General features: G+C 45.5%; 35 protein-coding genes. 33 read left to right on the top strand and 2 right to left on the bottom strand.

The window, feature by feature from the left end; genetic code table 11:
* The first annotated feature begins 64 nt into the window (after positions 1 to 64).
* The 9 genes from CIB36_RS07145 (at position 65) to CIB36_RS07110 (ending at position 3,454) form a co-directional block, all read left to right on the top strand.
* Complete coding sequence (locus CIB36_RS07145; RefSeq protein ID WP_407657459.1) at positions 65 to 808, top strand: DNA-methyltransferase; 744 nt, start codon at positions 65 to 67, stop codon at positions 806 to 808.
* Complete coding sequence (locus CIB36_RS07140; protein WP_093988819.1) at positions 793 to 1,149, top strand: dATP/dGTP diphosphohydrolase domain-containing protein; 357 nt, start codon at positions 793 to 795, stop codon at positions 1,147 to 1,149. Before CIB36_RS07145 ends, CIB36_RS07140 begins: the two co-directional genes overlap by 16 nt.
* Positions 1,146 to 1,337 (top strand): hypothetical protein, encoded by a 192-nt coding sequence (locus CIB36_RS07135; RefSeq protein ID WP_093988818.1) that lies wholly within the window; start codon positions 1,146 to 1,148, stop codon positions 1,335 to 1,337. Before CIB36_RS07140 ends, CIB36_RS07135 begins: the two co-directional genes overlap by 4 nt.
* Positions 1,338 to 1,412: 75 nt before the next feature.
* A complete protein-coding gene (locus CIB36_RS07130) occupies positions 1,413 to 1,760 on the top strand; it encodes a DUF551 domain-containing protein (RefSeq protein ID WP_093988817.1) in 348 nt (115 codons plus the stop codon).
* Positions 1,753 to 2,196 carry a coiled-coil domain-containing protein gene (locus CIB36_RS07125; RefSeq protein ID WP_093988816.1) on the top strand — a complete coding sequence of 148 codons (444 nt, stop codon included), beginning with the start codon at positions 1,753 to 1,755 and terminating at the stop codon, positions 2,194 to 2,196. The genes CIB36_RS07130 and CIB36_RS07125 overlap by 8 nt, the downstream gene beginning before the upstream one ends.
* A gap of 17 nt (positions 2,197 to 2,213) precedes the next feature.
* The gene (locus tag CIB36_RS07120; RefSeq protein WP_093988815.1) at positions 2,214 to 2,555 is read left to right on the top strand and encodes a hypothetical protein; all 342 of its coding nucleotides are present in this window, start codon (positions 2,214 to 2,216) and stop codon (positions 2,553 to 2,555) included.
* A complete protein-coding gene (locus tag CIB36_RS07115) occupies positions 2,552 to 2,947 on the top strand; it encodes a hypothetical protein (protein ID WP_093988814.1) in 396 nt (131 codons plus the stop codon). The genes CIB36_RS07120 and CIB36_RS07115 overlap by 4 nt, the downstream gene beginning before the upstream one ends.
* The gene (locus tag CIB36_RS13610; RefSeq protein ID WP_267872657.1) at positions 2,934 to 3,056 is read left to right on the top strand and encodes a hypothetical protein; all 123 of its coding nucleotides are present in this window, start codon (positions 2,934 to 2,936) and stop codon (positions 3,054 to 3,056) included. Before CIB36_RS07115 ends, CIB36_RS13610 begins: the two co-directional genes overlap by 14 nt.
* A complete protein-coding gene (locus CIB36_RS07110; protein WP_093988813.1) occupies positions 3,056 to 3,454 on the top strand; it encodes a hypothetical protein in 399 nt (132 codons plus the stop codon). Before CIB36_RS13610 ends, CIB36_RS07110 begins: the two co-directional genes overlap by 1 nt.
* Before the next feature lie 195 nt (positions 3,455 to 3,649).
* Here CIB36_RS07110 and CIB36_RS07105 read toward each other — a convergent pair whose 3' ends face one another.
* Positions 3,650 to 4,048 (bottom strand): type II toxin-antitoxin system HicB family antitoxin, encoded by a 399-nt coding sequence (locus tag CIB36_RS07105; RefSeq protein WP_093988812.1) that lies wholly within the window; start codon positions 4,046 to 4,048, stop codon positions 3,650 to 3,652.
* A 45-nt stretch (positions 4,049 to 4,093) separates the two neighbouring features.
* Entirely contained in the window at positions 4,094 to 4,282 is a 189-nt protein-coding gene (locus tag CIB36_RS07100) for a type II toxin-antitoxin system HicA family toxin (protein ID WP_093988811.1), read from the bottom strand.
* A gap of 196 nt (positions 4,283 to 4,478) precedes the next feature.
* Between CIB36_RS07100 and CIB36_RS07095 the strand changes: the two genes are divergently transcribed.
* From CIB36_RS07095 to CIB36_RS06980, 24 genes are all read left to right on the top strand, one after another.
* On the top strand, positions 4,479 to 4,880 hold the full coding sequence (locus CIB36_RS07095; protein WP_407657458.1) for a transposase: 402 nt from the start codon (positions 4,479 to 4,481) through the stop codon (positions 4,878 to 4,880).
* Positions 4,877 to 6,106, top strand: coding sequence for a PBSX family phage terminase large subunit (locus tag CIB36_RS07090; RefSeq protein ID WP_093988809.1), 1,230 nt, complete (start codon positions 4,877 to 4,879; stop codon positions 6,104 to 6,106). Before CIB36_RS07095 ends, CIB36_RS07090 begins: the two co-directional genes overlap by 4 nt.
* Before the next feature lie 4 nt (positions 6,107 to 6,110).
* Positions 6,111 to 7,538 (top strand): phage portal protein, encoded by a 1,428-nt coding sequence (locus tag CIB36_RS07085; protein WP_158662618.1) that lies wholly within the window; start codon positions 6,111 to 6,113, stop codon positions 7,536 to 7,538.
* Positions 7,538 to 9,136: a hypothetical protein gene (locus tag CIB36_RS07080; protein WP_093988807.1), complete on the top strand. Its 1,599-nt coding sequence runs from the start codon at positions 7,538 to 7,540 to the stop codon at positions 9,134 to 9,136. Before CIB36_RS07085 ends, CIB36_RS07080 begins: the two co-directional genes overlap by 1 nt.
* 277 nt (positions 9,137 to 9,413) lie before the next feature.
* On the top strand, positions 9,414 to 9,578 hold the full coding sequence (locus CIB36_RS07070) for a hypothetical protein (RefSeq protein WP_158662617.1): 165 nt from the start codon (positions 9,414 to 9,416) through the stop codon (positions 9,576 to 9,578).
* Complete coding sequence (locus CIB36_RS07065; protein ID WP_093988804.1) at positions 9,568 to 9,948, top strand: YjcQ family protein; 381 nt, start codon at positions 9,568 to 9,570, stop codon at positions 9,946 to 9,948. Before CIB36_RS07070 ends, CIB36_RS07065 begins: the two co-directional genes overlap by 11 nt.
* Positions 9,949 to 10,124: 176 nt before the next feature.
* Entirely contained in the window at positions 10,125 to 10,697 is a 573-nt protein-coding gene (locus CIB36_RS07060) for a phage scaffolding protein (protein WP_093988803.1), read from the top strand.
* Positions 10,698 to 10,700: 3 nt separating this feature from the next.
* Positions 10,701 to 11,645: an SU10 major capsid protein gene (locus CIB36_RS07055; RefSeq protein WP_093988802.1), complete on the top strand. Its 945-nt coding sequence runs from the start codon at positions 10,701 to 10,703 to the stop codon at positions 11,643 to 11,645.
* Positions 11,646 to 11,664: 19 nt separating this feature from the next.
* Positions 11,665 to 12,039 carry a head fiber protein gene (locus CIB36_RS07050; protein WP_093988801.1) on the top strand — a complete coding sequence of 125 codons (375 nt, stop codon included), beginning with the start codon at positions 11,665 to 11,667 and terminating at the stop codon, positions 12,037 to 12,039.
* 13 nt (positions 12,040 to 12,052) lie between these two features.
* Positions 12,053 to 12,307, top strand: a complete 255-nt coding sequence (locus CIB36_RS07045; protein WP_093988800.1) for a hypothetical protein — start codon at positions 12,053 to 12,055, stop codon at positions 12,305 to 12,307.
* Between the two features lie 4 nt (positions 12,308 to 12,311).
* Complete coding sequence (locus CIB36_RS07040; protein WP_093988799.1) at positions 12,312 to 12,671, top strand: head-tail adaptor protein; 360 nt, start codon at positions 12,312 to 12,314, stop codon at positions 12,669 to 12,671.
* Positions 12,664 to 13,002: a hypothetical protein gene (locus tag CIB36_RS07035; RefSeq protein WP_093988798.1), complete on the top strand. Its 339-nt coding sequence runs from the start codon at positions 12,664 to 12,666 to the stop codon at positions 13,000 to 13,002. Before CIB36_RS07040 ends, CIB36_RS07035 begins: the two co-directional genes overlap by 8 nt.
* Positions 12,999 to 13,361, top strand: a complete 363-nt coding sequence (locus CIB36_RS07030; RefSeq protein WP_093988797.1) for a hypothetical protein — start codon at positions 12,999 to 13,001, stop codon at positions 13,359 to 13,361. The genes CIB36_RS07035 and CIB36_RS07030 overlap by 4 nt, the downstream gene beginning before the upstream one ends.
* Before the next feature lie 4 nt (positions 13,362 to 13,365).
* Positions 13,366 to 13,938, top strand: a complete 573-nt coding sequence (locus CIB36_RS07025) for a hypothetical protein (RefSeq protein ID WP_093988796.1) — start codon at positions 13,366 to 13,368, stop codon at positions 13,936 to 13,938.
* Positions 13,939 to 13,956: 18 nt separating this feature from the next.
* A complete protein-coding gene (locus CIB36_RS07020) occupies positions 13,957 to 14,343 on the top strand; it encodes a hypothetical protein (protein ID WP_093988795.1) in 387 nt (128 codons plus the stop codon).
* A 22-nt stretch (positions 14,344 to 14,365) separates the two neighbouring features.
* The gene (locus CIB36_RS13270; protein ID WP_158662616.1) at positions 14,366 to 14,569 is read left to right on the top strand and encodes a hypothetical protein; all 204 of its coding nucleotides are present in this window, start codon (positions 14,366 to 14,368) and stop codon (positions 14,567 to 14,569) included.
* Entirely contained in the window at positions 14,554 to 19,053 is a 4,500-nt protein-coding gene (locus CIB36_RS07015; RefSeq protein ID WP_093988794.1) for a phage tail tape measure protein, read from the top strand. Before CIB36_RS13270 ends, CIB36_RS07015 begins: the two co-directional genes overlap by 16 nt.
* 58 nt (positions 19,054 to 19,111) lie before the next feature.
* A complete protein-coding gene (locus tag CIB36_RS07010; protein WP_093988793.1) occupies positions 19,112 to 20,083 on the top strand; it encodes a hypothetical protein in 972 nt (323 codons plus the stop codon).
* Positions 20,084 to 20,150: 67 nt separating this feature from the next.
* Positions 20,151 to 20,804, top strand: a complete 654-nt coding sequence (locus tag CIB36_RS07005) for a phage tail family protein (protein ID WP_093988792.1) — start codon at positions 20,151 to 20,153, stop codon at positions 20,802 to 20,804.
* The gene (locus tag CIB36_RS07000; RefSeq protein WP_093988791.1) at positions 20,804 to 22,444 is read left to right on the top strand and encodes a phage tail spike protein; all 1,641 of its coding nucleotides are present in this window, start codon (positions 20,804 to 20,806) and stop codon (positions 22,442 to 22,444) included. Before CIB36_RS07005 ends, CIB36_RS07000 begins: the two co-directional genes overlap by 1 nt.
* Positions 22,444 to 24,429, top strand: a complete 1,986-nt coding sequence (locus tag CIB36_RS06995; RefSeq protein WP_158662615.1) for a DUF859 family phage minor structural protein — start codon at positions 22,444 to 22,446, stop codon at positions 24,427 to 24,429. Before CIB36_RS07000 ends, CIB36_RS06995 begins: the two co-directional genes overlap by 1 nt.
* A 12-nt stretch (positions 24,430 to 24,441) precedes the next feature.
* Positions 24,442 to 25,074, top strand: a complete 633-nt coding sequence (locus CIB36_RS06990; protein WP_093988789.1) for a hypothetical protein — start codon at positions 24,442 to 24,444, stop codon at positions 25,072 to 25,074.
* Between the two features lie 6 nt (positions 25,075 to 25,080).
* A complete protein-coding gene (locus tag CIB36_RS06985; RefSeq protein WP_093988788.1) occupies positions 25,081 to 25,425 on the top strand; it encodes a hypothetical protein in 345 nt (114 codons plus the stop codon).
* A gap of 13 nt (positions 25,426 to 25,438) precedes the next feature.
* Positions 25,439 to 25,699, top strand: coding sequence for a phage holin (locus CIB36_RS06980; RefSeq protein WP_093988787.1), 261 nt, complete (start codon positions 25,439 to 25,441; stop codon positions 25,697 to 25,699).
* The last annotated feature ends 3 nt before the right edge of the window (positions 25,700 to 25,702 follow it).

Raw genomic sequence — 25,702 nt, 5'->3', positions numbered from 1 at the left:
AACAGAGCTGTACCATGATAATTTTCAAAATTACAAGCGGTATCATATCCCCAAAGCGCAGCTAGTGATAGCAGATATTCCATATAACATCGGGAAAAACTTTTATGGATCTAACCCAACATGGTACATAGGTGGAGACCGAAAAAATGGAGAAAGCAAAAAAGCAGGGAAAGCAGCATTCAAGACAGATATCAATTTTAATATTGCCGAATACTTCCACTTCTGTAACAAGCTGCTGAAAAAAGAACCCGAAAAAAGCAACGGGCGAGGAAGATCATCAGATGCACCTTGTATGATAGTGTTTTGCGCATTTGAGCAGATAGAAACGGTAAAGGCATATGCTCAAAGATATGGTTTTAAGAATAGCATTCCCTTGGTGTTTTGCAAGAATTACAGCCCACAGGTACTAAAGGCAAATATGAGGATATGCGGAGCGACAGAATATGCGCTAGTGCTATACCGGGGAAAACTGCCAAAGTTTCGTAATCAGGGGAAGATGATATTTAACTGGTTTGAGTGGAAACGGGACAATCAAAAAGAATACCCCAAGATTCACCCGGCCCAGAAGCCGATAGGACTTTTAAAGCGGTTGATAGAGATATTTACAGACGCGGGGGATGTGGTGATAGATCCCTGTGCAGGAAGTGGGTCTACTCTGCGGGCGTGTATGGAACTGGGAAGAAACAGTTATGGGTTTGAGATAGACCGAAATTTTTATCGAGAAGCTAAGGAAAAGATGCTGAAGGTCACAGCAGGAAAGCAATTAACATTTGAAACAAAGGAGGGGCAGCCATGTACGAAACACTGACGTTCCGGGCGAAAGAAGCGGATCAGGAAATAAAGTCAGACGCGGGGAAATGGAGGATCACCCTAGTGCCGCCGCAGATCATCTTTGACATTGCCGAGGTACGGGAATACGGGGTGAAAAAATACAAGGACCCGGAAAACTGGAAACGGGTGGAAAAGGCGCGGTATGTCAACGCGTTGTTCCGGCACCTGTTTGCGTGGCTTACAAGCCCATATTCCAGCGACCGGGAAAGCGGGATCAGCCATTTAAAGCACGCGGCCTGCAATATGGCTTTCTTGTGCGAGCTGCAAGCCCGTGAAGAAAAGGAGCTGGAACGCTTGGAAGAGGAGATCACGGCATGACGGGGGAAGAACGGATAAAAATCCGTAAGGGGCAGATCATGCTGTGCCGGGTGTTGATTCAAAAGGTGCTGGCGATGAAAGACCAACGGATCGCTTGGAGAGAACAGGAAGCCATGCGATACGAAGCGATGATCGAAGGCTGGGAAAGGGAGGTCGAAGAACTTGAAAAACAAAACGGACAATCCTAGGAAGTTTATCAACCGTGTGATTGGTACGGCGAACGGGAAAGACCGGAGCAAAGCCGGGAGGAGGAAAAAGAGGAAATGAGGGAATGGATCAGCGTAAAGGACAGGCTGCCAGAGTTAGGAAACGGACAAGGCAAAAAACAATATCTTGTTTGCTATACTACGCCAAAAGCTAAGCGGAAACATGTTATTCAAAGCGGTTATTGGGGTGAAAATCTTTGGAGTAAAAATTTTTGTGGAACAGTCACCCACTGGATGCCATTACCCCAGCCGCCGGAGGAGGGAAAGCTGATGGAAGAATGCGTCTATAAAACAACTGAGGGCTATTGCACCCTGCACAGTGATGGAATAGGTCATTTCGAATATTGTGTTGAGGGCCCTTGTGATGATGAAGAAGTGGAGAACAGGAGGGCTAGTGATGTATGAGAAATTATCAGTAAAAGACCTATGGAAATATTGTCATGTTTGGCCAGATGATAATCCATATGATGTTCATAAATTGGTAGCAGAAGCCGCCGAAGCGATTGAGAAGTTAGAAGCCAAAAACAAAGAACTAGAAAGCAAAATGCATGATTCGTTTACGGAACATTTATTGAACCAGATTTCTCGTAAAGAAAAGCAAATTGACAAATTAAAAGTGGAAAAAAGTAAGTTGGAAAAAGAACTAGAACTGGTTAAGGCTGAGATGGGAGAAGCTGTGAGAGATATGGAAGCTATTATGTGGGTTAGCGGAGAAGGCTGTCAGATTTGCAAGCACTGTATAGAAATACATAAAGAACCTTATGTTCAATATGCCTGTAAAATTGAAAGCAGAGGGTGCGACCCGAAATGGCGAGGCGTGCAGGGAGGGAAAGATGATTAAAAAGGAGTGTAAAAAGAATGACTGAAATCGAACAGGCAATAAAAGAATATGATATTTTGATTAAAGGCTATGAAGATGATCTGCTCTCTGACCGATATAGCGATATTGTTAAAGAAGAATTTAAAAGACAGCGTGATATTTTTTTAATAGGCAGAGAAGCCCTGAAAGAGAAAGCCGAGAGGGAGAAAGGGTGTGAATATTGCAATAAAAATTTTCAACATAATTATAACTGGCTAATACGAGATTATATGTTGAATGATAAAGAACGTCCAAGAATTGAAATAACAGGTGACGGAATAGCAGTTATAGAATGTGATTACTGTCCCAAATGCGGGAGAAAGCTGATGAGTGAGGAATGAAAAGAACATTAAGAAATGTTTTACCAGCAATTTTCGTTTTAACAATTATTCTATGTGGTTGTTCCGAAAAAATCACAAAAGGCGAAGTTGTTAGTAAAAAGTATTCTCCTGCATATACTCAAATGCAAATGATACCTGTCATTTATTCGGACGGAAAAACTAGCCATACGAGTTTTATTCCTTATACATATTATTATTCTGAAAAATGGGAAGTAACAATACAGCAATGGAATCAAGACGATCAGAACATTCAAAAAGCTACTTATCGCATAACGGAAGAAGTTTATAACAATATAGAAATTGGTGCAGAATTTGTTTATTCAAAAGAAATGGAGCCGAATTATCCTGAATATACAAGAGAGCAAAATGATACTAGCCGTGAGAAAAATTAAAAAACTGATCGCCATTCCCATTGGCTTTATCGGGATCGGGGTCATCGTTCTGGGCGTTTTGATCGAGGGGCTGGCGGAAATGATTTTGAGCGCGGGGGAGGACAAGTAGTGCCAAACAAAAGAGATTTAAAGCTGGACAAATACAACATTGATAAATACCAATACCGGGAATTACATAACTTTTGTTTGCAGTACAGCAAGAAAAAACAAAAGGCTGATTCATTGCTGGGAGCGAAAGGCGTTGCTTATACCGGAATGCCCGGAAGTACTGAGCCGGGGAATCCTACTGCAAAAGCTGCCGAAATCAGGGCACAGCTAATATCAGACTGTAAACTGATAGAAGAATCAGCAAAAGAAGCGGAGCCATCTCTGTATAAACAAATTATTGCCAATGTTACTGAATGTGTACCATATGAATTTATGGGTGTCCCGTGCGGAAGAAGACAGTTCTATGAGATTCGCAGAAAGTTTTTTTATATCCTTGCTCAAAAACGCCATATGGTGTAGATGCAAGAAAAGGGTAACACAGAGGACGTACTTCCGGTATAAAATAATATCATGGGAAAAGTGAAAAGACATTTGACACTCCTTTTCAAAGATTACGCGGTACAGCCGCCGGGATAATCCCGTAAACATTAAGGACGCGCCGAAACAGGCGCGAGAAAGAAAAAACGCAGGGGAATTAATCCTCTGCGTTATATTTTAGCGATCAATATTTAATTGTTGTTTTAAAGCCGATTGAAGCACGCCGGAAAAATTGATATGCTGTTCTTCTGCTAAGGTGTTCAGCCATGATGGAATTGTTAAGGTTTTTTTGACTGATTTAGTATCATGCTTTTTTTGATAAGCGATCCAATCAAATTCAATTAAAGCGATAAAATCCTCTGGCTCACAGGTCACATTCTTAGGATTAGACGGCTGTGGTACTTCTTCTTGTCTTTCTGAAAATTCTTCCAAACACAATCCGATTGCATCCGTAACCATTTCAATCGCTTCTTCCAAGGTGTCGCCTTGAGAAAAGCAACCATCAATATCTGGTACAAATACAGAGTAGCCGGTATCTTCCGGGTGAAACACTGCTGGATAGAATAACTTTTTCATGATGATCCTCCATTCTAATATATATTATGCCGGGAAGCACGGGGCTTATTTCAGCCCCGCTTGCTTTAGGATTGCTTTTTCAATTCCCGGCTTTAAATCTTTTGCGTGATAAGGAACTGTGGTAGTTTTTCCGGTGACGGGATTCCTGTAAAAATGATGAGAACCATTTGACCGAACACATTCAAAACCATTTTGTTCCAGCAATTTCATCATTTGCTTTGATGTCATTGGCATTTGAGTGAATCTCCTTTCCTTATCTTGATTATATTATAACACGTGTTATACGTATTGTCAATGCTTTTCTAAAACTTTTTTAAAATATTTTCTGCACTCAATCATTCGGTTGGGTGCTTTTATTATGCCAAAATTACGAAAGGACTGATCAGCGATTGCAAAAGGCAAATACGAATACTGGCTGACAGAGGAAGGCTTGACCCTTCTAGAGGGCTGGGCAAGAGACGGCTTGACCGACGAGCAGATAGCGCATAATTGCGGAATTAATCCGGATACCTTATATACCTGGAAAAAGAAATATTCCGAGATTTCCGAGGCCCTAAAAAAGGGAAAAGAAGTCGTTGATTTAGAAGTTGAAAACGCTTTGCTAAAACGAGCGTTAGGGTATGAATACACGGAAGAATCGATTGAAATTACCCCAAATGGAAGAAAAGTAAAGCAGACGATCAAACATATTGCTCCGGAAACAACGGCGATCATCTATTGGCTGAAAAACCGGAAACCGGATAAATGGCGGGATAAGCCGATAGAAAATAATTTGGATGCCATAGAGGACGATCCGCTGACAAAAAGCATAGAGAAAGTGATAAAAGAATGAGTATAGGTTTATCAGAAAAGCAGAATCAAATATTAGGATTTATCCATACAGACTATACAGCCCTGATCTGCGACGGGGCAATCAGAAGCGGGAAAACTTCAATTATGTCTTTTGTCTTTATTGTATGGGCAATGTGGAAATTTGACCAGCACAGCTTTGCGATCTGTGGAAAGACCGTACAGAGTGCATACCGGAATGTAATTACCCCGCTATTAGGAGTGCGGTATTTCCATAAGCATGGATACGCTATGCAATGGGCGTGGTCTAAGCATTGCCTGACCGTTACCAGGGGAGGGAAAACGAATTATTTCTATGTGTTTGGCGGGAAAGACGAAAGTTCAGCCGCTTTGATCCAAGGTATGACGTTGGCGGGAGTATTTCTCGATGAAGTAGCGTTAATGCCCCGGTCATTTGTCGAACAAGCTTTGGCAAGATGCTCTGTGAGCGGCTCCAGATTTTGGTTCAACTGTAACCCGGAATCACCGAATCATTGGTTCTATAACGAGTGGATCAAGAAGCGGGAAGAAAAAAACGCGATGTATCTCCATTTTGAGATGGAGGATAACCCTTCTCTTTCATCTGAAATATTAAAACGGTATCAAAGTCTTTATTCCGGCGTGTTTTATGACCGCTTTATCAAAGGCCTGTGGGTGTTAGCAGAAGGGCTTGTATACCCGATGTTCAATGAAAAAGAGCATGTTGTGAGGGAAGTCCCGGAAGCCGGGCGGTATTTCATTTCTATCGACTATGGGACGCTGAATCCGTGCAGTATGGGGCTGTGGTGCCTGAACGGGAAACAGGCGGTAAGGATTGCTGAGTATTACCATTCCGGGAGGGACACGCAAAGGCAGCTGACCGACGAGGAATACTATCAGGCTTTGGAGAAGCTGGCAGGAGAGCGGTACATTGAGTATGTGGTGGTCGACCCGTCGGCGGCGAGCTTTATCACCTGCATACAAAAACACAGAAAATTCCGGGTAAGGAAGGCAAAAAATGAGGTAGTCAATGGGATCAGGGTGACGACCACGATGCTGCAAAACAAAAATATCCTGTTCCATGAAAGCTGCAGGAACACCATCAAGGAATTTGGCCTTTACCGGTGGGACGATAAGGCGGCGGAGGACAGGGTGATCAAGGAAAATGACCATGCGATGGACGATATCCGCTATTTTTGCAACACGATCTTAAAAGACCAGATAAATCCAAGACAGAACTATTCGAGGTGATATTTTGATACCAACATTTATTTATCAGGAGCTGATCGGGCCATATGGCTATGATACGCTGAAAAGGATTGGGAAGATCGAGCGGTACTATCATATTTATGAGTACGGAGCCGGTTTTGAGGTGGAAGAAACTGAGGACTATACTCCGGCTTGCCTGAAGTCAAAGCAGATCCGGGCGTTGATCAGCAAGCAAGCGCAGTTTGCCTTTGGGAAAACCCCGGAGCACAAAGTGACCTGCCCCTCTGAGCCGCAGGACCCGGAAAAGGGAAAAGTCAATGAATCCGCGATACAGGACTATCTGAATAGCGTATTGCGGAAAAATCATTGGAGCGGAAAATTGATCAAAGGGGCAAAAGATTGCTTCATTGGCGGAAAGGTCGCGCTCAAAGCAACGGTTTCCAATGACCGGATCCATATTATGTTTGTCCCCGCAGATGGGTTTGTTTGTGAAACAGATATCGACGATGTGGACCGCTTGGAACGGATCGTATTTTTTTATACTGTGAGGGACGATGAAGAACGGGAACGGCAAAGGATCTGGGTACAAAAATACTGGCTTGAAAATGGCCGCTGCTATATGAGCGAGCGGATCACGGACGGAAACGGGAAAACAGTTTCAGGTTCGGAAACGATTGAAAAACAAGACACCCATTTGAACCAGATCCCCGCTTATGTCATTTTAAACGATGGCTTGTCCGGGGATACTGACGGGGAAAGCGACGTAGAAACAGTCATGGCGGAGGACAGCTGGTATAACCGGATGCGTTCCAACAATCTGGACAGCCTTCGCAAAGGAATGAACCAGATCACCTATGGGATCAACGTTGACCGGGATTCAATCCAGCACTTTCAAATTAAACCCGGTGCTTTTTGGGACGTGCAGGGCGAACCGGATAAAGAACCGTCTATCAATACGATTTCCAATGATTTTACATACAACTCGGCTTTTCAGGACACGTTGTCCAATCTAAAGCAAGGGATGCACGACAGCCTGAGCGTGCCGGACCTGAATCTGGAAAGCATGAAATCCATTATTACTTCTGGAAAGGCAATGAAAGCGGTTTATTGGCCGCTGATCTGCCGGTGCGAGGAAAAAATGACAGCATGGAAGCCCGCGCTTATCTGGCTGAGCGAGCTGGTCATCTCTGCTGCGGAGATCTACCCAGATTTGAAAAAAGTGTACGGGGACTTTCAAAAGGCAGACTATAGCGTCACGATCGATAACCAATACCCACTGCCGGAGGACGAGGACGAAGAACGAACCCTTGATATGCAGGAGGTCACAGCACAGAGCCGTTCCAGAAAGTCCTATTTGATGAAATGGGGCGGCACCGCGCACCAGGGCCTGACTGCGGAGGAGGCCGATGCGGAGCTTGCCCAGATCGCGAAAGAGCGGGAAATGCTGGAGGACAGCTATGAAGGTGATTTGTAATGCCTTACGGACATATCAAGCAGTACCGGGACCTGGTGAAAGAAGCACAGAAAAAGCGGATACAGGTTACTAAGGAACAGCAGAAGGAAATCCGGAGAATTTATGCAGAACTTGTTGATGATCTTTCCTCCCGGTTACCCCGTCATTCGGACAAAACGCTGACTTATCGCTGGCTAAAAGACTATGCAAAGGAACTTAAACGCGAAAGCAAAGGGGTTTATCAGACGGTTCGCAATTTGACCGAAAAGAACATGCTGGAAACAGCGAACGCGGTTACAGATGCGGAGAGGAGCTTTTGGGGCGGGATCATGCCGGAGTTATCAGAGAGGTTTTCCGATGTGTTTTCTTCTATTCCCAAGGAGGCGGTAGACGAACTTTTAAGCGGCGGAATCTACAAGGATTTTTCGGGCTTGTCAGAACGGATTTGGAACTATCGGAAAAAGTTTGACCGGGATATTCAGTACATCATCAATCAGGGAATCATTGCAAAGAAATCAGCGTATGATTTGGCAAAGGATTTGGAGATTTACCTGAATCCAAAGGCAAAGAAACCGTTTGACTGGTCAAGGGTTTATCCCGGCGTACGTAAATCGGTAGATTATAACGCCCAAAGGCTGGCGCGCACCGCTGTGACCCATGCCTACCAGATGTCCTTCCAGCGAAGCACGAAAGACAATCCATTTATTGAAAAATACAAGTGGCTTTCTTCCAACGGCGGGCGCACCTGCGAGCTGTGTCGGCAGCGGGACGGGCGGCTGTTTGAAAAGGACGAGCTTCCCCTAGACCACCCGAACGGAATGTGTACGGTAGCCGCCGTGATCCCGAAAAGCTATGAGGAGATCGCCGGGGAGCTGGCTGACTGGGCGAACAACGGCGAAAACATGTCAATTTCTCAATGGGTAGGGGCGAACCTAGAATCCGATACTGCATTAGACAAAATTAGGCGAAAGGCCAAGGGAAAGCTGTATGGTGAAAAATTGATTAGTTATCAGGAACTTCCGAAATCAATTAAAGATCAATACGAAAATGGGCTGAAAAGAGCAAATGAACACTGTCGTAGAGTATTAGAACACTTTGCGGAAAAAGTTGATTATGCAGTTGACGGCAATAAAAAATCATCTTATAATAAAGCTAAAAATCGTATATGTATTAATCCTAATACTGATATTTCTACCATAGCACACGAACTATTTCATAAGGCGGATCAGGGAATTGCTGAGAAATATCATTTTTATGAAGCCCTACAGGAAGATTATGTCGATTTGCTGAGGCGTGCCGATGATGATGTTTTGCGATATATAACACAACATTTTCCTGGTGGTTTAACATATGATATTACTGGCGAAGCCTGCATTTCTGAAAAATATAGAGGGATATCTGACATTTTAGATGGAGTAACAAATAAATCTGTTTCATTGGGATTTGGACATCAACAGTCCTACTGGAACAGCAATAAAATGAATTTGCCCAGAGAAGCATGGGCACAGTTCGGAAGAATTTTATATATAAATGATCCGCAGGTAATTGAGATGATGAAAGACCTATTTCCTAAGTTTACATTACAAGCGGTTAAAGCATTGAAAGGACTGGCGAAATAAAATGGATCCTTGGAAAATTGAGGATACAGAGCTACTTAATCCTCTGATACTAGAGTATTACCATATTTTTAAAGAGAGGCCGCATGTTTTTGAAGAAATTCCATATGAGATCATAGATGAGAACAAATATGCTGAAGTCCTTAGATGGTGTATCGAATATAAAAAGCCGATCTATTATTATCCGGATTGGGATATCCGGAGCTTTCCAGATGAAGTATATTGAATCGGCGCAGATATGATCCTTATGGTTCTTATCCGGGAGATCGGGGGATCCAATTTGAAAAGGAAGAAGACGGATAAAAATATTTTATATGTCCACGATTTTGATTCTTCGAAAAAATACCCACCGGGAACTGAGTTTGTATTAAATGACGATATGTCGTGGATATTGGACGATTTAAAAAAAGAGATGGAACAAGAGGGTGAGAACAATGACGATTGATACCAAACATCAGGTTTTGTATGCTTTGTATTCTGAATATCAGAAGGATATTCCAGATATGGAATCTATAAATGCTGCGGTTTTGGATATGGAAGTACCGGTGTTCAATGCCGCTTTATTAAAACTGCAAAACGAAGGATATATACAAGGTTTTGATTGGCGGCCTCCTGAAACAATGGACGCTCGTAAAATCATCTCTTCATATAGAAAAAACATCTATCTTACCAGAAAAGGAGTAGAATATGTAGAGAAACTAGCAAGCATTGCCGAGAGTATGCCTGCACGTAAAAAAATTGCCGAACTCGCAAAGCAAGTTGGATTATTCGGAATGGATATCCTAAAATCATTTATCCTATCACAAATTACCTAGCCGCCTATTAAGGCGGTATTTTTATGCCCAAATTTAATAAATCAAGACACGAAGCGAAAGCCTAGTGTCTTTTTTTATACCCATTTTTAAAAACAGATAACCGCAATCGTGAAAATGCGGCGCAGCATTGGAGTGACCCATGTACAAAAAACGTAAGCTGCGAAGAAAGGAGCACTATGGATAGAAAATTTTTATCCGATTTGGGATTGGAAAAAGAAGCGATCGATAAGATCCTAGATCAGAACGGGTCGGAGATCACCACTTTAAAAACCCAGATCAAAACAAAGGAAGTCGAAATCGGGACCCTGCGTGCTGATTTGACGGATGCAAACAACAAAGTCGCAGACCTTTCAAAAGTCGACGTGGAAGACCTGCAAACCCAGCTAGCCAATGAAAAGGCGGCAAGGGTAAAGGATCGGCAAATCTGGAACCTGTCAAGCGTGTTGACAAAAGCTGGCTGCAAGGACACTGACTATGTGATGTATAAGCTGGGAGACAACGTGGAATTTGATGAAAACGGGGCGGTAAAAGACCCGGAGGCATTGCTTTCCTCTGTCAAAGAGGCCTATGCGTCACAGTTTGAAGCCGAACAGCCAGGCGGCACTGGCAGCATCGGGAATTTCCAGCGGAGTCGTCAGAACAACCGAACAGAACGGGAAATGCTGGAAGAGGAAGCCAACAATTTGAAGCTTCCATTGGCACAGCGGATTTTTGCAAAAGAAAGGTTATTTAATTTCAAGGAGGACTAATTTATGGCAACAAATGTAACAGGACAGGGCAACACATGGAATTTACCAAATTACGCAGGAGAATTGTTTACTGCGGATAGCACAAACACACCATTTTTAAGCGCAATCGGGGGGCTCACAGGCGGGATGCAGACAACTGATTTTGAATTTCCGACTGATAGCCAATACTCTTTCCCACAGGCGGCGCAGCCGGCTATTTCTGAACAGGCTTCCACTACAGCTCCAGAAGCGACAAGCTTTGTTAGAGAGCAGAAAACCAATGTGACACAGATTTTTCAGGAAAAAGTATCCGTTACCTATGTCAAGCTTTCCAATAGTGGAAGAATGTCTGGCCTGAACACTGCGGGACAGCAGAACAACGTGCCGGATGAAAAATCCTGGCAGATTGCCCGGGCACTGGAAAAAATCGCTCGGGATGTAGAATACACGTTTATTAACGGGGTTTTTGCAAAATCGACCGGAGTGTCTGTGGCCAATAAGACAAGGGGAATGCTGGAACTGTGCGCAAACGGAAATACTATTGCCGCGGGAAGCAAAAAGTTGACCAAAGAAACTTTACAGTCATTGTTTAAAAAGATGTACGATAACGGGGCGGTATTTTCCAATATGGTTCTGTGGGTTAATTCTGCACAAAAGCAGATTATCACAGATATTTACAGTTATGCGCCAACCGACCGGAATTTGGGAGGTACCAATATCAAACAGTTAGAAACCGATTTTGGGAATATTGGAATTTCCCTAAACCGCTTCATGCCGCAGGATACCGTTCTGGCAGCGGAAATGAGTGCCATCGCTCCGGTGTTCCAGCCTGTACCAGGCAAAGGGAATTTCTTCTATGAAGAACTGTCAAAGACGGGAGCGGCAGAAGAAGGACAGATTTTTGGGCAGATTGGCTTGGACCATGGACCTGCATTCCTGCATGGAACTATTACTGGCTTGACAGCTTAATAGGGAAGGAGGAAAAAGTATGGCTTTGACATCAGAATATATTCAGTCACTTAGCGGATTGTCTCCGGAATTGAGAGCACTATTGCTCCAGATGCTGGCAGAAATCCAGACTTCCGGAAGGCTTGGAGATGGCTCAGTAACTCATGCCAAACTGGCCGCAAATGCTGTGGAAACAGATAACATTAAAGATGGAAACGTTACAGCCGCTAAGCTTGCGTCTGGAGTGCTTCCAGAGCCGTACACCCTCCCGACGGCAACAACTGCGGCGCTTGGCGGAGTAAGACAGGCGGCCAAGGTTACAGACCCGGCGGAAGGCGCGGATGCGGCGGCGATTGTTACGGCAGTGAAAGCGCTGACCGCATCACTGAGGGCAGCGGGAATCCTGCAATCGTAAGGGGGGAACACAGATGGAACCTCTGAAAGAGTTAAAACTGATCCTCCGGGAAGCAGAAGTTCCATTCTTCTCTGACGAAGAGATAGGCTACCATTTGGAACGGGCCGGGGGCGACGTGGATACCGCCGCCTACCGGCTTTTGCTGATCAAGGCGGAAAACAGTACCTTACAGCTTTCCGGCTTAACGGTCGCCGATACCTCCGCATACTGGAAAAGGCTGGCCGCTATGTACCGCCCAAACGGTTCCTGCGTGCTGAAAGGCGGGTGAGCAGATGGGACTGGTACATCAGCTGTATTCTATCAAGCGCGCGGTCGAAAGGCAGGGGCAAAAAGCCCAGGTGCGGCGGGAAGGAACGAACGGCTTTGGAGAACCGTCCGGGGAACCGGAAATTGTGTGCGACCTCCGGGGGCTGTTTCACACCACAAGCCCCTATTTTGCCCTTTCTCATTTAGAAGCAGGACAGGTGCGAGTGAAAAACCAGCCTCAGTTTTTGATCCTGTATCGGGAGGATATCAGGGAAAAGGATCTGCTTTATCTAGGGGAGAAGCTATATACCGTTACTGGAATTGACGATCCGGGAAATCTTCATCTATACCTAGACCTATCTTTAGAGGAGGGAAATCATGTTTGATTTTTCAAAGTTGGAGCAGAACATTATGTCCCTGCCCCAGAGGATAGAAAAAGCGGCGGAAGCTTATGGGAGGACTGTCTCAGTAAAGATGGAGGGAGAGGCAAAGGAAAACCGTCCGTGGCATGACCGCACCGCACAGGCCAGACAGCGGTTAAAAGGCCGCTGTGAAAAGGAGCCGGGCAAGTTAAGGATCTACCTTTCCCATGGGGTGGATTACGGGATATACCTAGAACTTGCCCATGAAAAACGGTATGCGATTATCTATCCCACCTTACGCAAGGAGGCACCGGAGGTCATAAGCGGAATGAGGGGGCTGCTTGATAAGATATGAATTACCAAGACATTTATACCCACCTGAAGACGGCTGGATTTGACGTGTATTCGCTGGGACAGCACCAGGGGGAATGTGTTTCCCCTTACATTGTCCTGCGCAATAACGGGAGTACAGACGTACTGAGCATGACCGGGACGGAATATGAGCTTCTGCTTTATTACCCGGTCAAGCAATATTCATTGTTTGAGGATCACATTGAATCTGTCAAACAGCATATGAACCGGTTATTTCCGGCATTACGACTTGTCGACGGCCCTTCCGCCCATTATTTGGACGATGATGTGAAAGGGTACATGACAAGCCTTATTTATGAGAATTTTAAATTATCAAAAATAAACCAAATAGAAAGGACTTGAAACAATGGCAGCAACACCAAAAAAGGGGACAGAACTCTCTACCATTGATGTGAATATGATCGTTTTAACGACTGAGGAGGATTCTCCAAAAAGCATTGCTTCTACTACGCAGACCAAAATTGAAGTAGAACCACAGATTGAAACGACTGAAGCAGTAAAAAATATTGTAAAGGGTCGTCTGCTTGCGCAGAAATCAGAGATTCAGACTATTACTGGAAACACAATCACCCTGACCGACAACACTACGATCTTGGAATTGATCGAGATTTTGCAGGGCGGAACGATTACAAAGGACGAAGATCAGACGACCATCACTGGATATACTCCGCCGGCAGTCGGCAGTGAATACAAACCGGTGAAGTTTTCCATGGACGTATATTCCGCAGTCATGGACGAGGGCGGAAATATTACAAAATACGAAAAGATCACCTATCCGGGCTGTAAAGGCGTTATGGTTGGGCTGGGAAGCGAGGACAATGTATTCCGGATCAATACATACACCATCAATTCAGCGCCTGCCAAAGGGGAATCCCCGTACACAATCTCTTATGTAGAGGCGCTTCCGTCCATATCCTAACAGAAAGGTGAAAGAACAATGGCAGTAACTACACTGGAACAGTTAAAACAGTATTCCGAGGGCTCCGAAGTGGAGCTCCCGGGATTCGATCCTGATACCCCGTTTATCGTCCGTCTGAAACGTCCGTCCTTGATGATCCTGGCGCAGTCTGGAAAGATCCCGAATGAGCTTTTGGACAGCGCGGCCGACCTGTTTAAAAGAGGCTTGGCCGATTCTGTAAAGGGCGGGGAATCGTTTCAGCGGACAGCGCAGACCTTAGTGCAGATCGCAAAGGCAAGCTTGGTTTCTCCCTCCTATGAGGAATTGGAGGAGGCGGGGATCGCTTTGACCGATATGCAGCTGATCTACATTTACAACTTTACACAGACGGGGGTAAATGCGCTGAAATCCTTTCGTAAAAAGTAAACAGGTGATCTGGCTTATCAACATGTCGAACCACTATAAGAAAAGGCCAAGCGAATTATTGGACGTCTGCGACTCCTATACTGCCTTTTGTTTGGACGAAGCGTGCGAATATATCGAAGGCCGGATCCAAAGCGGGGACACCCCCGTATACCGGAAAAAGGCCAGAAGTTTTCATGAGATTTACCAAAACTTTGAGAAGGGGGCAGGGACATGGCAATCAATTTAGGGGTCGCGGAAGGATATATCGAACTTGATTTTTCAGCATTAAAGCAAGCCTGCGCCGGGGCGGTAAAGGAACTGGAAAAGATCGACCGGGAGGGTGCGCTTGCACAAAGTGAGCTGCGGAAATTGGAGGCGGCTTCCACTGGAGTTAAAGGAGCGTTTCAGGAGGCTGCGAACGCTTCCAAAAAACTGAGCGCCGAAATTGATTCCGCGAAGCGGCGGGTCGATACATACCAAAAGGGAATCCAGGAATTAAACAGCCACATCAGCCAATCTAAGCAAAAGCAGGAACAGCTGAAGCAGGAGATCGAGAAGGTCTCCGCCCAACAGGAGCGGTCGCAGAAAAAAGTGGAATCCATGTCTGACGCTTATCGTCAGGCGCAGAAAGAAATCAAAGCTGTCACCGAAGAGTATGGGAAAAACAGCGAACAGGCAAAGGCTGTTGCGGAGCAAAACAAGGATATTATCGACAGCTACGAAAAAGCAACGAAAAAGGTACAGGAGCACACGAATACGCTCAGCCAGCTGGAAGAACAGCAGGATATGCTGGCGAGGGGGATTGAGGAATCAGAAAACCGGATCGTTGATTTTAAAACACAAATCAACAATACGGAGGCAGAGATCTCCGATTTGACCAGAGAATTAAATGCTGCGCAGAACAAGGCGCAAGTGTTCGGAGCGGCGGCAAAAGAAGCTGGCGAAAAGTGGCAGGCGGCAGGACAGAAAATATCCGGAGTAGGAAATGCCCTGACGATGGGGGTATCACTTCCGATTGCCGGGATCGGAACGGCGGCGCTTAAGGCCGGAAATGATTTTGAGGCACAGATGAGCCGCGTTTCTGCTATTGCCGGAGCATATGGAAAGGATTTAGAAAAGCTGCGCGATCAGGCGATCCAGCTTGGCGCAGAAACTTCCTTTTCTGCGACGGAAGCAGCGCAGGCGATGGAGAATCTGGCATCTGCCGGCTTTGGAACTCAGGAAATTATGGCCGCAATGCCGGGAATGCTGGATTTGGCGGCTTCCTCTGGCGAGGATCTTGCTTCCAGTGCTGATATTGCGGCATCTACCCTGCGGGGGTTCCAATTGGAGGCCTCTGAAGCAGGACATGTAGCAGATGTATTGGCAAAAAATGCAGCGGATACCAACGCCGCCATTATTGACACCGGATATGCGATGAAATATGTTGCTCCTGTTGCCCAGTCGGCCGGCTGGTCATTAGAGGAGGTCGCGGCGGCGATCGGTGTTTTAGCTGATTCTGGGATCAAGGGCGAACAGGCAGGAACAACATTGCGAAGCGCTTTAGTGCGTATGATGAAGCCTACCGAAAAGATGGAAAAAGCCATGACAGACCTTGGCATAACGTTTTATGACGCAGAAGGGAAAATGAAACCGCTTTCTACGATCATAGACGAATTGCAGGACCGCACCAAAGAACTGACAGATGAGCAGCGGGACAACCGTATTGCAACGATCTTCGGGACGGAAGCACTTTCCGGTATGAAGGTTTTGCTTGCTTCCAGCAAGGAGGAGCTAGATGAACTGACCGAGGGGCTTGAAAATGCTGACGGGGCTTCCCGGAAAATGGCCGATACAATGTTAGATAATACCAAGGGAAGCATAGAGGAAATGAACGGTTCTTTGGAAACAGCCGGGATCACGATCCAAAGGCATTTGGCTCCATGGGTCACCAAGGGCGCCAAGGCGGTCACAAATTTGGCTAACAAGTTTTCTGAACTGGACGAGGACACCCAGGGGACGATTCTAGCAATTGCTGGAATTGCAGCAGCAACTGGACCGGTTGTAAAAATATTCGGAACGCTTACCTCGGGAGTCGGAACTGTCACCAAAGGGTTTGGCAAACTGATTGATAAACTGGGGAGTACCAGTAAAATTGATAAAGGGGCAAAAGCTCTTGGCGGGGTATCCTCTGTCATTGGGGGGATTCCTACCCCTGCAAAGCTTGCGGTTGGGGCTATTGCCGCATTAGGAGTTGGAGCCTTTGTAGCATTTCGACAGATGGAGAAAGCAGCAGTTGAAGCAAATTTGGAAGAACATTTTGGGAGTATCACTCTATCCGCCGAAGAATTGGAAGATGTGGCCAAACGACTGACTACGACTGATTGGACGATCCGGTTAGACGCTTATATCGATGCGCAGCAGACATTGGAAGAATACCAAGACACGCTGGAAAGCACCATAGAGGAACTGAATCAGGCAAAATGGAAAGTTGATGTTGGGCTTGAACTTTCTACAGAGGAAAAAGAAAGCTACAAGCAGACAATGCTTGATTATGCAACTCAGGTGAAAGATTATATTTCGCAGCAGCATTACACTGCAAATCTTGCTATCGACACCGTGTTTACACCGGGTACTCAGCTTTACCAGAACTATAAGGAGTTTTCGGATACCTATTATAATGGGCTAAGCGAAGATTTAACAAAACTAGGTACGGAACTTGCGGAGTTAGTGAATCAGGCATGGGAAGACGGAGTGCTTTCCCAGGAAGAAATTGACAAGCTGGACGAAAAGCAAGCTGAGATCCAGAAAAAGCTTGATGAAATTTCTCAAGCAAGATATGACCTTACTCTTGATAATATTCAAGCTGATGCTTTAGAGGGTGGCCTAACGGTTGAAAGCTTTCAAGGGCTTCAAAAGCAGATGACAGAAAATTTAGACCAAAGAAAACAGGAAATTGAAGACGGCACATTGGAATTGCTACTTCAATGGCAGGTTAAGTTGAATAATGGTGAGATTGATCAGCAGGGATTCGACTTAATAAAAAAGCAGGTCGATTTAGAGGCACAGGCTAGACTTGGGGAAGTTACACTGCAAGCGGTGGATGTCGAAATTGATACGATCAAAACTAATTACCATGATGAGCTCGATAAGGCAGCAGAAACATTTTATACTAACTTCCAAAAAACATTTGAGAACCATACTGATATATTAGAAGATGGGAACTGGTTATCTTTTACAAATATTTTAGGTAACACCTTATCTGGAGGGGTAAAAGAGGCCATTGGAGATTCTCAAGGTGCTATTAACGAACTAATGAAGAATATGGCTCCACAGACCAAAGATTTGGAGAATCTTGCATCAAAGTACCAAAATGCGGGGAAAAGTATACCGCAAAATATTTCAAAGGGCCTTTTAGACATTTATGAATTGGAAATCATGGCCGGAAATACTAGCCATATGTATGAGTTTATGGGCGCGCAAATGAGTAATAGCCCTGAATTTTTGAAAATGTATGAGCAATCAGTAGATGCCGGTGAAAAAGTACCTGAAGGAGTAGCAGAGGGGATTTATCTTTCAACAGGGAAAATCTATAAAGGAGCAAAAGAAGGCTGGCAACAGATTACAACGGCAACCGATGATTCTTTACCAGAAATTTTGGACTATTTAAATCAGGAAGGCATGAAGCCGGGCGATGAGCTTGCGGCAACTTTGACTGCCGGAACGGGCATTATTTATAATGAAGCAACTAGCCAGTGGGTATCGATTAAAGATGCGGCGTTAAATTCTGAAGAAGAGGTGAAAGGGGTTTTATCTCAATGTGGGATAGAAGCTTCCGATGCACTGGTAAATTCTTTAATGGAAAAATCGCCGGAAGTCCGTGCGCAGGCGGTTGATTTGCTGGCGCAAATGCAGAATGCTTCTGATGCGGAAAAGCCCGGGTTGTTGATGCAGTTTCAGAACCTTGGCATTGAAGTGGACGACAGTCTGAAAAACGGGATCATATCCAATTTACAGGTGGTCAAAGACGGCACCGGGGATATGGCGTACACCTTGAAGACCTCTTCCGACGAGGAGATCAAAAATATCACGCCGGAGTTTAAAGAGTTTCTAAAACAAATGGGGGTCAAGGGCGTCGATAAGCTAGAAGAAACTGTTTCCGGTACCAAAATAGATGCCCCGGATATGAAAGAAGCGGATTGGACAGATATTGCCAGTTCCGGAGCGAAAGCAATGCAGGCATATTTGAGACGTCACCCATTATCAGTGACAGCTAATATTTTTACTGCCGGCGTTTCTGCTCTTCGCGGTTATGCTACTGGTGGAATTATTGACCAACCTGAATTTGCGCTGGTGGGAGAGGCCGGGCCGGAAAGTATTATCCCGCTTTCCGCAGGGAAACGCAGCCGGGCTTTAAGCCTATGGGAAGAAACCGGAAAACGGCTTGGAGTGTCCGACATGGATTTAAGGGCGACGACTTTGTCGGCAGTTTCTTCTTCGTCACGGATTTCCCAGCAGCTTACCGAAAAAATGCAGCTTGAAATCCCGGTCACGCCGGTAATTGATTATCAAAGATTGGCGAAAACGTTACGGGAGCAGCTTCAGAAAAACCCTATCGTACTAGAGCCTGACATTCACGTCACCTCCTCTCCCCGGCTTATCGTGGACGGCCAGGAAATTGCTGTCACTATTGCGCCGGAAATGGACAATCAATTTGCGAAACTGAACAAAAAACGGGAACGCGGTGGATAAATGATTGAAAGCCCCTTTTGAAAATGGTATAATGCTGTTATCGAAAGGGGTTTTTGACATGAAAAAACTGTTGGCAATAACATTAATCCTAAGTTTAATATGTATATTATTAGTTGGATGCCACAAGGAACAGACAGAACTAGAAAAAAATAATAAAGTTAATTTACAGACGGTAGCAATCGAAGAAGTTACATTCCAAATTCCAAAAGAATGGATTTTAGCTTCTGATAAAACAACTGATGGAAAAATTGAAAAGTTATATTATATAGAGGAGAACTCGTGCTTTTATGTGTCTTATTTTAAATCTAATACTGCACAAAGTGTAGTGTCCGCAATCAAAAATTCTGAGAATTTCTATGATTTAAATTTTGAAAAGGAGTTTAAAAATCAGCAATTTTCTGCCTTATCGTATTCTTATGTAACTAACGAAAAATACGAATTGGCTTATTTCATTGATTGTCCTAATGGCTCTATGCGTTTTGTTCGTCAAGATACTGATTCTAAAAAGTTAAAAGCCGAAACATTAGAATCTATTCTTAATTCATTAGTAATTAGTGAAGAGTCAATTTCAAGTGATGAGAGTTCAATTTTGGAAACAGAAAGTAATATTTCGTCAGATTCTAACAAAACCGATTCAGATAGTTCATTTGATGAAAGTCTATGGTCAAACTCAGACCCTCTTGCTAGTTATTATCAGGAATTAGCAGAAATTTTCCATGCAGATGCAACCTATGAAAAAGCTGGAGAGGGCGAAGTTCGATTTATTATTCCTTGTGATGATATGAGTTTTGAATCATTTTATGATTTTTACAGCGATATTTTGGTTTCAACAATTGCTATGAGTCAAACCAATGTGTCCGGGACAAGTATTGATAAAATATATGTCCAGATACAAGACCCTGATAAAGAAGTTGTAATGGAAACTATGCTAGACTATTCTACAGAACCGGCTCAGGCCACCACTACACAAATCAACCCTAAATATCAGGACTTGTTAGAACAGGTGTTGGAAAAACGAAAATCAGAATAACCCCCAGCCACTACTCAAAACAGGGTAGTGGCTTTCTTATGCCCCAAAAACAGAAAGCAGGTGAAATATGACAGTCACAGAGATAACCTTTGGAGAGTATAATCAGTCCGAGTTTGGGCTTTTGCCGACCGGCGTGACGATCTCCCCGCCGGTAGTAAAAAAATATACGGTCAGCGTGCCGGGCAGGGACCAGGTGCTGGACTACACCGAATCACTCGACGGGCTGGTCCATTACGAAAACCGGACGATCACCATGGAGATGCAGTGCTTTGCAGAAGATGAGGAATATGCTTCTTTGGAGCATAAATGCCGCAATCTCCTGCATGGGAAGAAAATGAGCATACAGTTTGACAGCGACCCAGGGTATTACTACCTTGGGCGTTTGTCTGTAGATTGGCGCTCAGAACCGAATATTGATACAGCCTCCATCACGGCGGACAGCGACCCGTATAAATACAAAACGGAAAAGACAGTCGTGGAGTCAGACGTAGCCGGGAGTACCCAGGTAACTTTAACAAACGAAGGTATGCCGGCAGTGCCGAAGATCACGGCGGACGCCCAAATGCAGCTCGTTTTCACCCTGGACGGAACAGAACACACCGTCACAGTAGGCGCAGGTACACAACTGGTGCCGGACCTGTTATTGCAGGCCGGGACATATGAGATCACAGTCAACGGGACAGGGCATGTCAAATTCGAGTACCAGGAGGGGGCGCTTTAATGTACCAGGTATATTGCGATGATACCCTTTTGTACGATCCAAGGCTTAAGGAACTGGCGATAGAAGCCCCGGCCGTGGAGCTGGAGCTAAACAAAACGGGCAGCTTTTCCTTTTCCATTTACCCAGACCACCCCTACGCAGATAAAATCAAGCCGCTCCACTCTATTATTCTGGTAAAAAAGGAAGGACGGCTCCTGTTCCGTGGGAGGGTGATCGGGGAAGACGAGGGGTTTTACCGGGAAAAGAAAATATCCTGTGAGGGGGAGCTCAGCTTCCTGCTGGATTCCAGGATCCGCCCGTTTGAGTTTACCGGCTCCCCGGAGGATTTCCTGAAAAAGCTTTTGAGTGAACATAACGCCCAGGTAGAAGCAGAAAAACAGTTTTTGCCGGGGAACATCACCGTTACCGACCCCAACGACTACATCAGCCGTTCCAATGAATCCTGTGATACAACGTGGGAGAATATCAACAGCCGCCTAATCAAAAATCTGGGCGGCTATTTGTTTGTCCGGCATGAAGCGGACGGCAACTATTTGGATTATCTGTCTGACTTCCCATATATGACGACCCAAAGGATCACCTTTGGGGAAAACCTGCTGGATTATCTGCATAAGCGGAATCTCGACGAGATCGCCACAGGCTTGATCCCCTATGGGGCGAAATATATCGTTGAGGAAACAGACCCGGAGACCGGAACGGTTGAGGAAACCACTGCCCGCCTGACGATCGAAAGCGTCAATGACGGAAAAGACTACCTGGTAGATGAGGAAGCAGCAGAAAAATATGGGACGATCTTTACCACTGAAACCTGGGACGATGTGACGATTGCCGGAAACCTGCTGACAAAGGCGAGGGAACGGCTGACTGAGCTTACAAAAACAGAGGTCAGCCTGGATATTTCCGCGGCGGACCTTTCCCTGCTGGGGCATGAGTTTGACGAGTTCCGGCTGGGGGAATATGTATTTGTGGATTCCAAGCCCCACGGAATGGAGCATGAAAAGTTTCTGTGCTCCAAGCTCTCCATTAATTTGCAGGAGCCGGCGAATAACCAGCTGACCTTGGGAAAGGCATTCGCGACTTTCACCGATTCGCAGAACCAGCAGAACCACAGCACCGGGGAACTGGTGCAGGTGGTGGAACGGATCGAATCAGACTATGTGACTAATGAAGTGGTAAGCAGCGCGGTGGAAAGCCTGTATTCTAAGATCGACCAGTCATCGGAAGAGATCCTGATGGAAGTTGGGAGCCAGTACGTGACCGCGGAAGGGATCGAAGAGGAGCTGAACACCCGTTTCCAGCAGACAGAGGATTCCTTTGAGTTCCAGTTCAATGAACTGAAAACCTATGTGGAAAACCTGGAGGGGAACAGCGAAACCGGGTTCGAGGAATTTCGGAAATATATCCGGTTTGAAGACGGAAATATCATCTTGGGGCAGGAAGGGAATGAGATCACCCTGCGGATCGAAAACGACCGGATCAGCTTTTTGCAGAGCGGAGGGGAAACAGCCTACTTCGCAAATAATAAGCTGTATGTCACAGACGGGCAGTTTCTAAACTCCCTGCAGCTTGGAAACTTTTCCTTCCTGCCGAGGGATAACGGGAACCTGTCCTTTAAATGGATTGGAGGTCAAACAGTATAATGGCAAGCGGAAGAATAAACGGTTCGGTGTCCAAGAACTCTTCCGGATATGAGTTCTATCTGACTTGGAGCAGTAAAAGTAATGTAAGCGATAATACCTCTAGCGTAACGGCGACGGCATATGCCAGGGCAAAATCAAGCGCATGGGCGTCGGATACCGTGAACAGTAATTTCACTCAGAAGATCACCATCAACGGGAAATCCTCTTCTAAAAATGTCCGCGTCAATATCAAGCGGGACACGGAGCCGGTGAAGCTTTTTTCGTATACCACCACCGTTCCGCATAATTCAGACGGGACGAAAAGCATTACGATCTCAGCCAACTGCAAGCTGGGGACGGCCAGCTATTCCCCGGGGACCGGGACGGCTTCAGGGACTGCCAAGCTGGACACGATCCCGCGGGCTACCACGCCAAAGCTCAGTACCTCGAATTTAAAAATGGGGAATACCTTGACGATCAGCCTGCCCCGCGCGGACAGTTCCTTTACCCATACCGTGACCTGGAAGTTCGGTTCTAAAACAGGCACCATTAGTTCATCAGCCGGTACCTCCTGCACTTGGACACCGGGAAAAGAACTGGCAACACAGATTCCAAACAGTATGAGCGGAACCTGTACCATCACAGTCACCACCAAAAAGGGGAGCAGTACCATTGGCACCAAGACAGCGACCTTAACCCTGACTGTGGCGGACGATACGCTGCCAACAGTTTCTTTGTCAGTTTCCGAAGCGGTGGACAAGGTATCTGAACAGATCGGGGCGTATGTAAAGCTCCAGTCAAAATGGAAGATCACTGTAACTGGAAAAGGGATACAAGGAAGCAGCATCAAAAGCTATAAGGTGGTGGCGAATGGAAAGACCTATACTTCTGCCAGTGTCACGACCGGTGTGCTGAACACAGCGGGAAGCAATACCATCACCGCCACGGTAACAGACAGCCGTGGAAAAAGCAAGACAGTGACACAAAAGGTAACTGTCCTTGATTATGCATCTCCTGCTGTGACTAGTCTTTCAGCAGTACGGTGCCTTCAGGACGGGACAACGAACGAGGACGGAGAATATACCAAGGTAAGCTTTGGGTGGAAGATCTATGAATGTAATCAGAAAAATACCAAGTCCTGCAAGGTAAGCTATAAACAGAGGACCGGCAGCAGCTGGACGGACAAAACAGTGGCTTTGAATACATACAGCGGGTCAACAAGTGTGATCCTTTCAGGGATCAATGTCGACTATATTTATGACATCAAGGTCACGGTGACAGATTTCTTCGGCTCGGCATCACGGTCCTCGTATGTGCCGACTGCCTTTACCCTGGTGGATTACCGCAAGGGCGGAAAGGGGATCGCCTTTGGCAAGGTGGCTGAGGAGGACGGCTTGGATTGTAACCTGTCTGCCTTTTTCCGGAAGCCAATCAATTTTAATGGAAACCAATATTTTTCTCAAGGAAACTATGCCTCTAACTTTAATAATTCAGATGTAATTGGTTTTAATGGTATTTATTTTAATGACTCTGGAGATACAGATTTAGAGGGACTAAATTTTCCAAAATCAGGAGTTACTACTAGTAATTCATCTTATGTTTTTAAAGAAACAGATTTCTATACATTAAGAATAGACGCTAACGGTGAATTAAAAAAAGATGGTAACTTAGTTCCTGTATATGGCGAACATATAGGAAAAACATTATGGAGCGGAAGTTGGACATCAGGCTCGATCACGATCCCAAATCTAAAGAAATATCGTTTGTTCGCGCTGTTTGATTCCGAAAAAGGGACAGTCATTTTAGTACCTCGAACTACAAGTTGGTTTCGTGGATTAGGCGGGTATATATCTGATAGTGAAAATCTGTGGTGGTATGCGATCAACGCAGAAATTACGAATCTAGAAAATGGGACGGTGAAACTTATTAAACAAGGTGGATTTATGAATAAAGGTACAGGGGGAATGCAATCATGGACAACAACCAGTATCGTGGGTATAGTGTAGGAGAGTGAAAATATGCAGCTACAAGTAACAGACGGATACATCACCGGGTATGCAGTGGTAGGCGGGTTCCCGGACGGGATAGAGGTGCCAGACAGCTTTCTGGAAGAACTCGAGCCGGAAAAAATCGGCTTTTACAAATATGAGGGCGGAAAGGCAGAATTAGACGAGGAAAAATATGCTGCTTATCTGGCAGAGAAAGAACAGGGAGAGGCTTCCCAGTCTGAATATATCCCTAGCGAACAGGAATCTATGATTGTCATGGTGAAAGCGATGTTACCAACCATGGAAATCAAAGACGATAATACAAAACTTGCTGTTTCGGGCTTGTATGAAGTCTGGGCGCCGGGGAAATATGAGGTTGGGGAGATCCGCAACTGGTACGACCAGACCTGGGAATGCTTCCAGGCGCATGATAATGCGGCGTACCCGGACATCAAGCCGGATAACCCGGCATGGTTTACTTTCTGGAGGCCGTTGCACGGGAAGACGAAAAAAACGGCCCGGCCGTTCGTGCCGGTGCAGGGGGCGCATGATATGTACCATGCCGGGGAATACGCCTGGTATGAGGGTATTTTGTATGAGTGCGTACAGAATACGAACTTCTCCCCAAAAGATTACCCGCAGGGGTGGAAAAGCGAGGGATAATATGGTATGGCAAATTGTATCTTAGACCCGCAAAGGGACTGTCTTGGACTGCAAAAAGCGGAGATGCTGGAAAAACAGTTCGAGGAATACCGAAAGCAAGCACGGGAAACACATAGTGAAATGTATGCTAGGATCACTACACTGGAACGTATGGATTCAGCCCGAAACGAACAGTACATAGCAATTATGGGAAAGCTGGATAATATGGAAAAGCGGATCGATACCACGCTTGGGATCATCGAGGAGCTGAAGGCTAAGCCAGCCAGACGGTGGGATCAGGTTGTGGATAAAGTCCTGATCGGTGTGATCGGGGCGATTGTAGTGTACATCATGGCACAGATAGGATTCTAAAGGAGAGATACATATGAGCATTAACTGGAGAGTAAGGCTGAAAAATAAGACGTTTTGGCTGTCGCTGATCCCGGCCGTATTATTGCTGGTTCAGGTAATAGCGGCGGTGTTTGGGTACACGCTGGATTTAGGGGAACTGGGAAACAAGCTGTTAGCCGTTGTAAACGCGTTATTTGCGGTGTTGTCTGTCCTAGGGGTAGTAACCGACCCAACCACAAAAGGCGTGTCTGACAGCACGCAGGCTTTGTCTTATGAGGAACCAAAGGAGGGTTAAGCG

This window comes from Massiliimalia timonensis (genome assembly GCF_900186585.1).
Classification (GTDB): domain Bacteria; phylum Bacillota; class Clostridia; order Oscillospirales; family Ruminococcaceae; genus Massiliimalia; species Massiliimalia timonensis.
The sequence above is the reverse complement of the archived record's forward strand: the minus strand, read 5'-3'. Positions and strand labels throughout refer to the sequence as shown.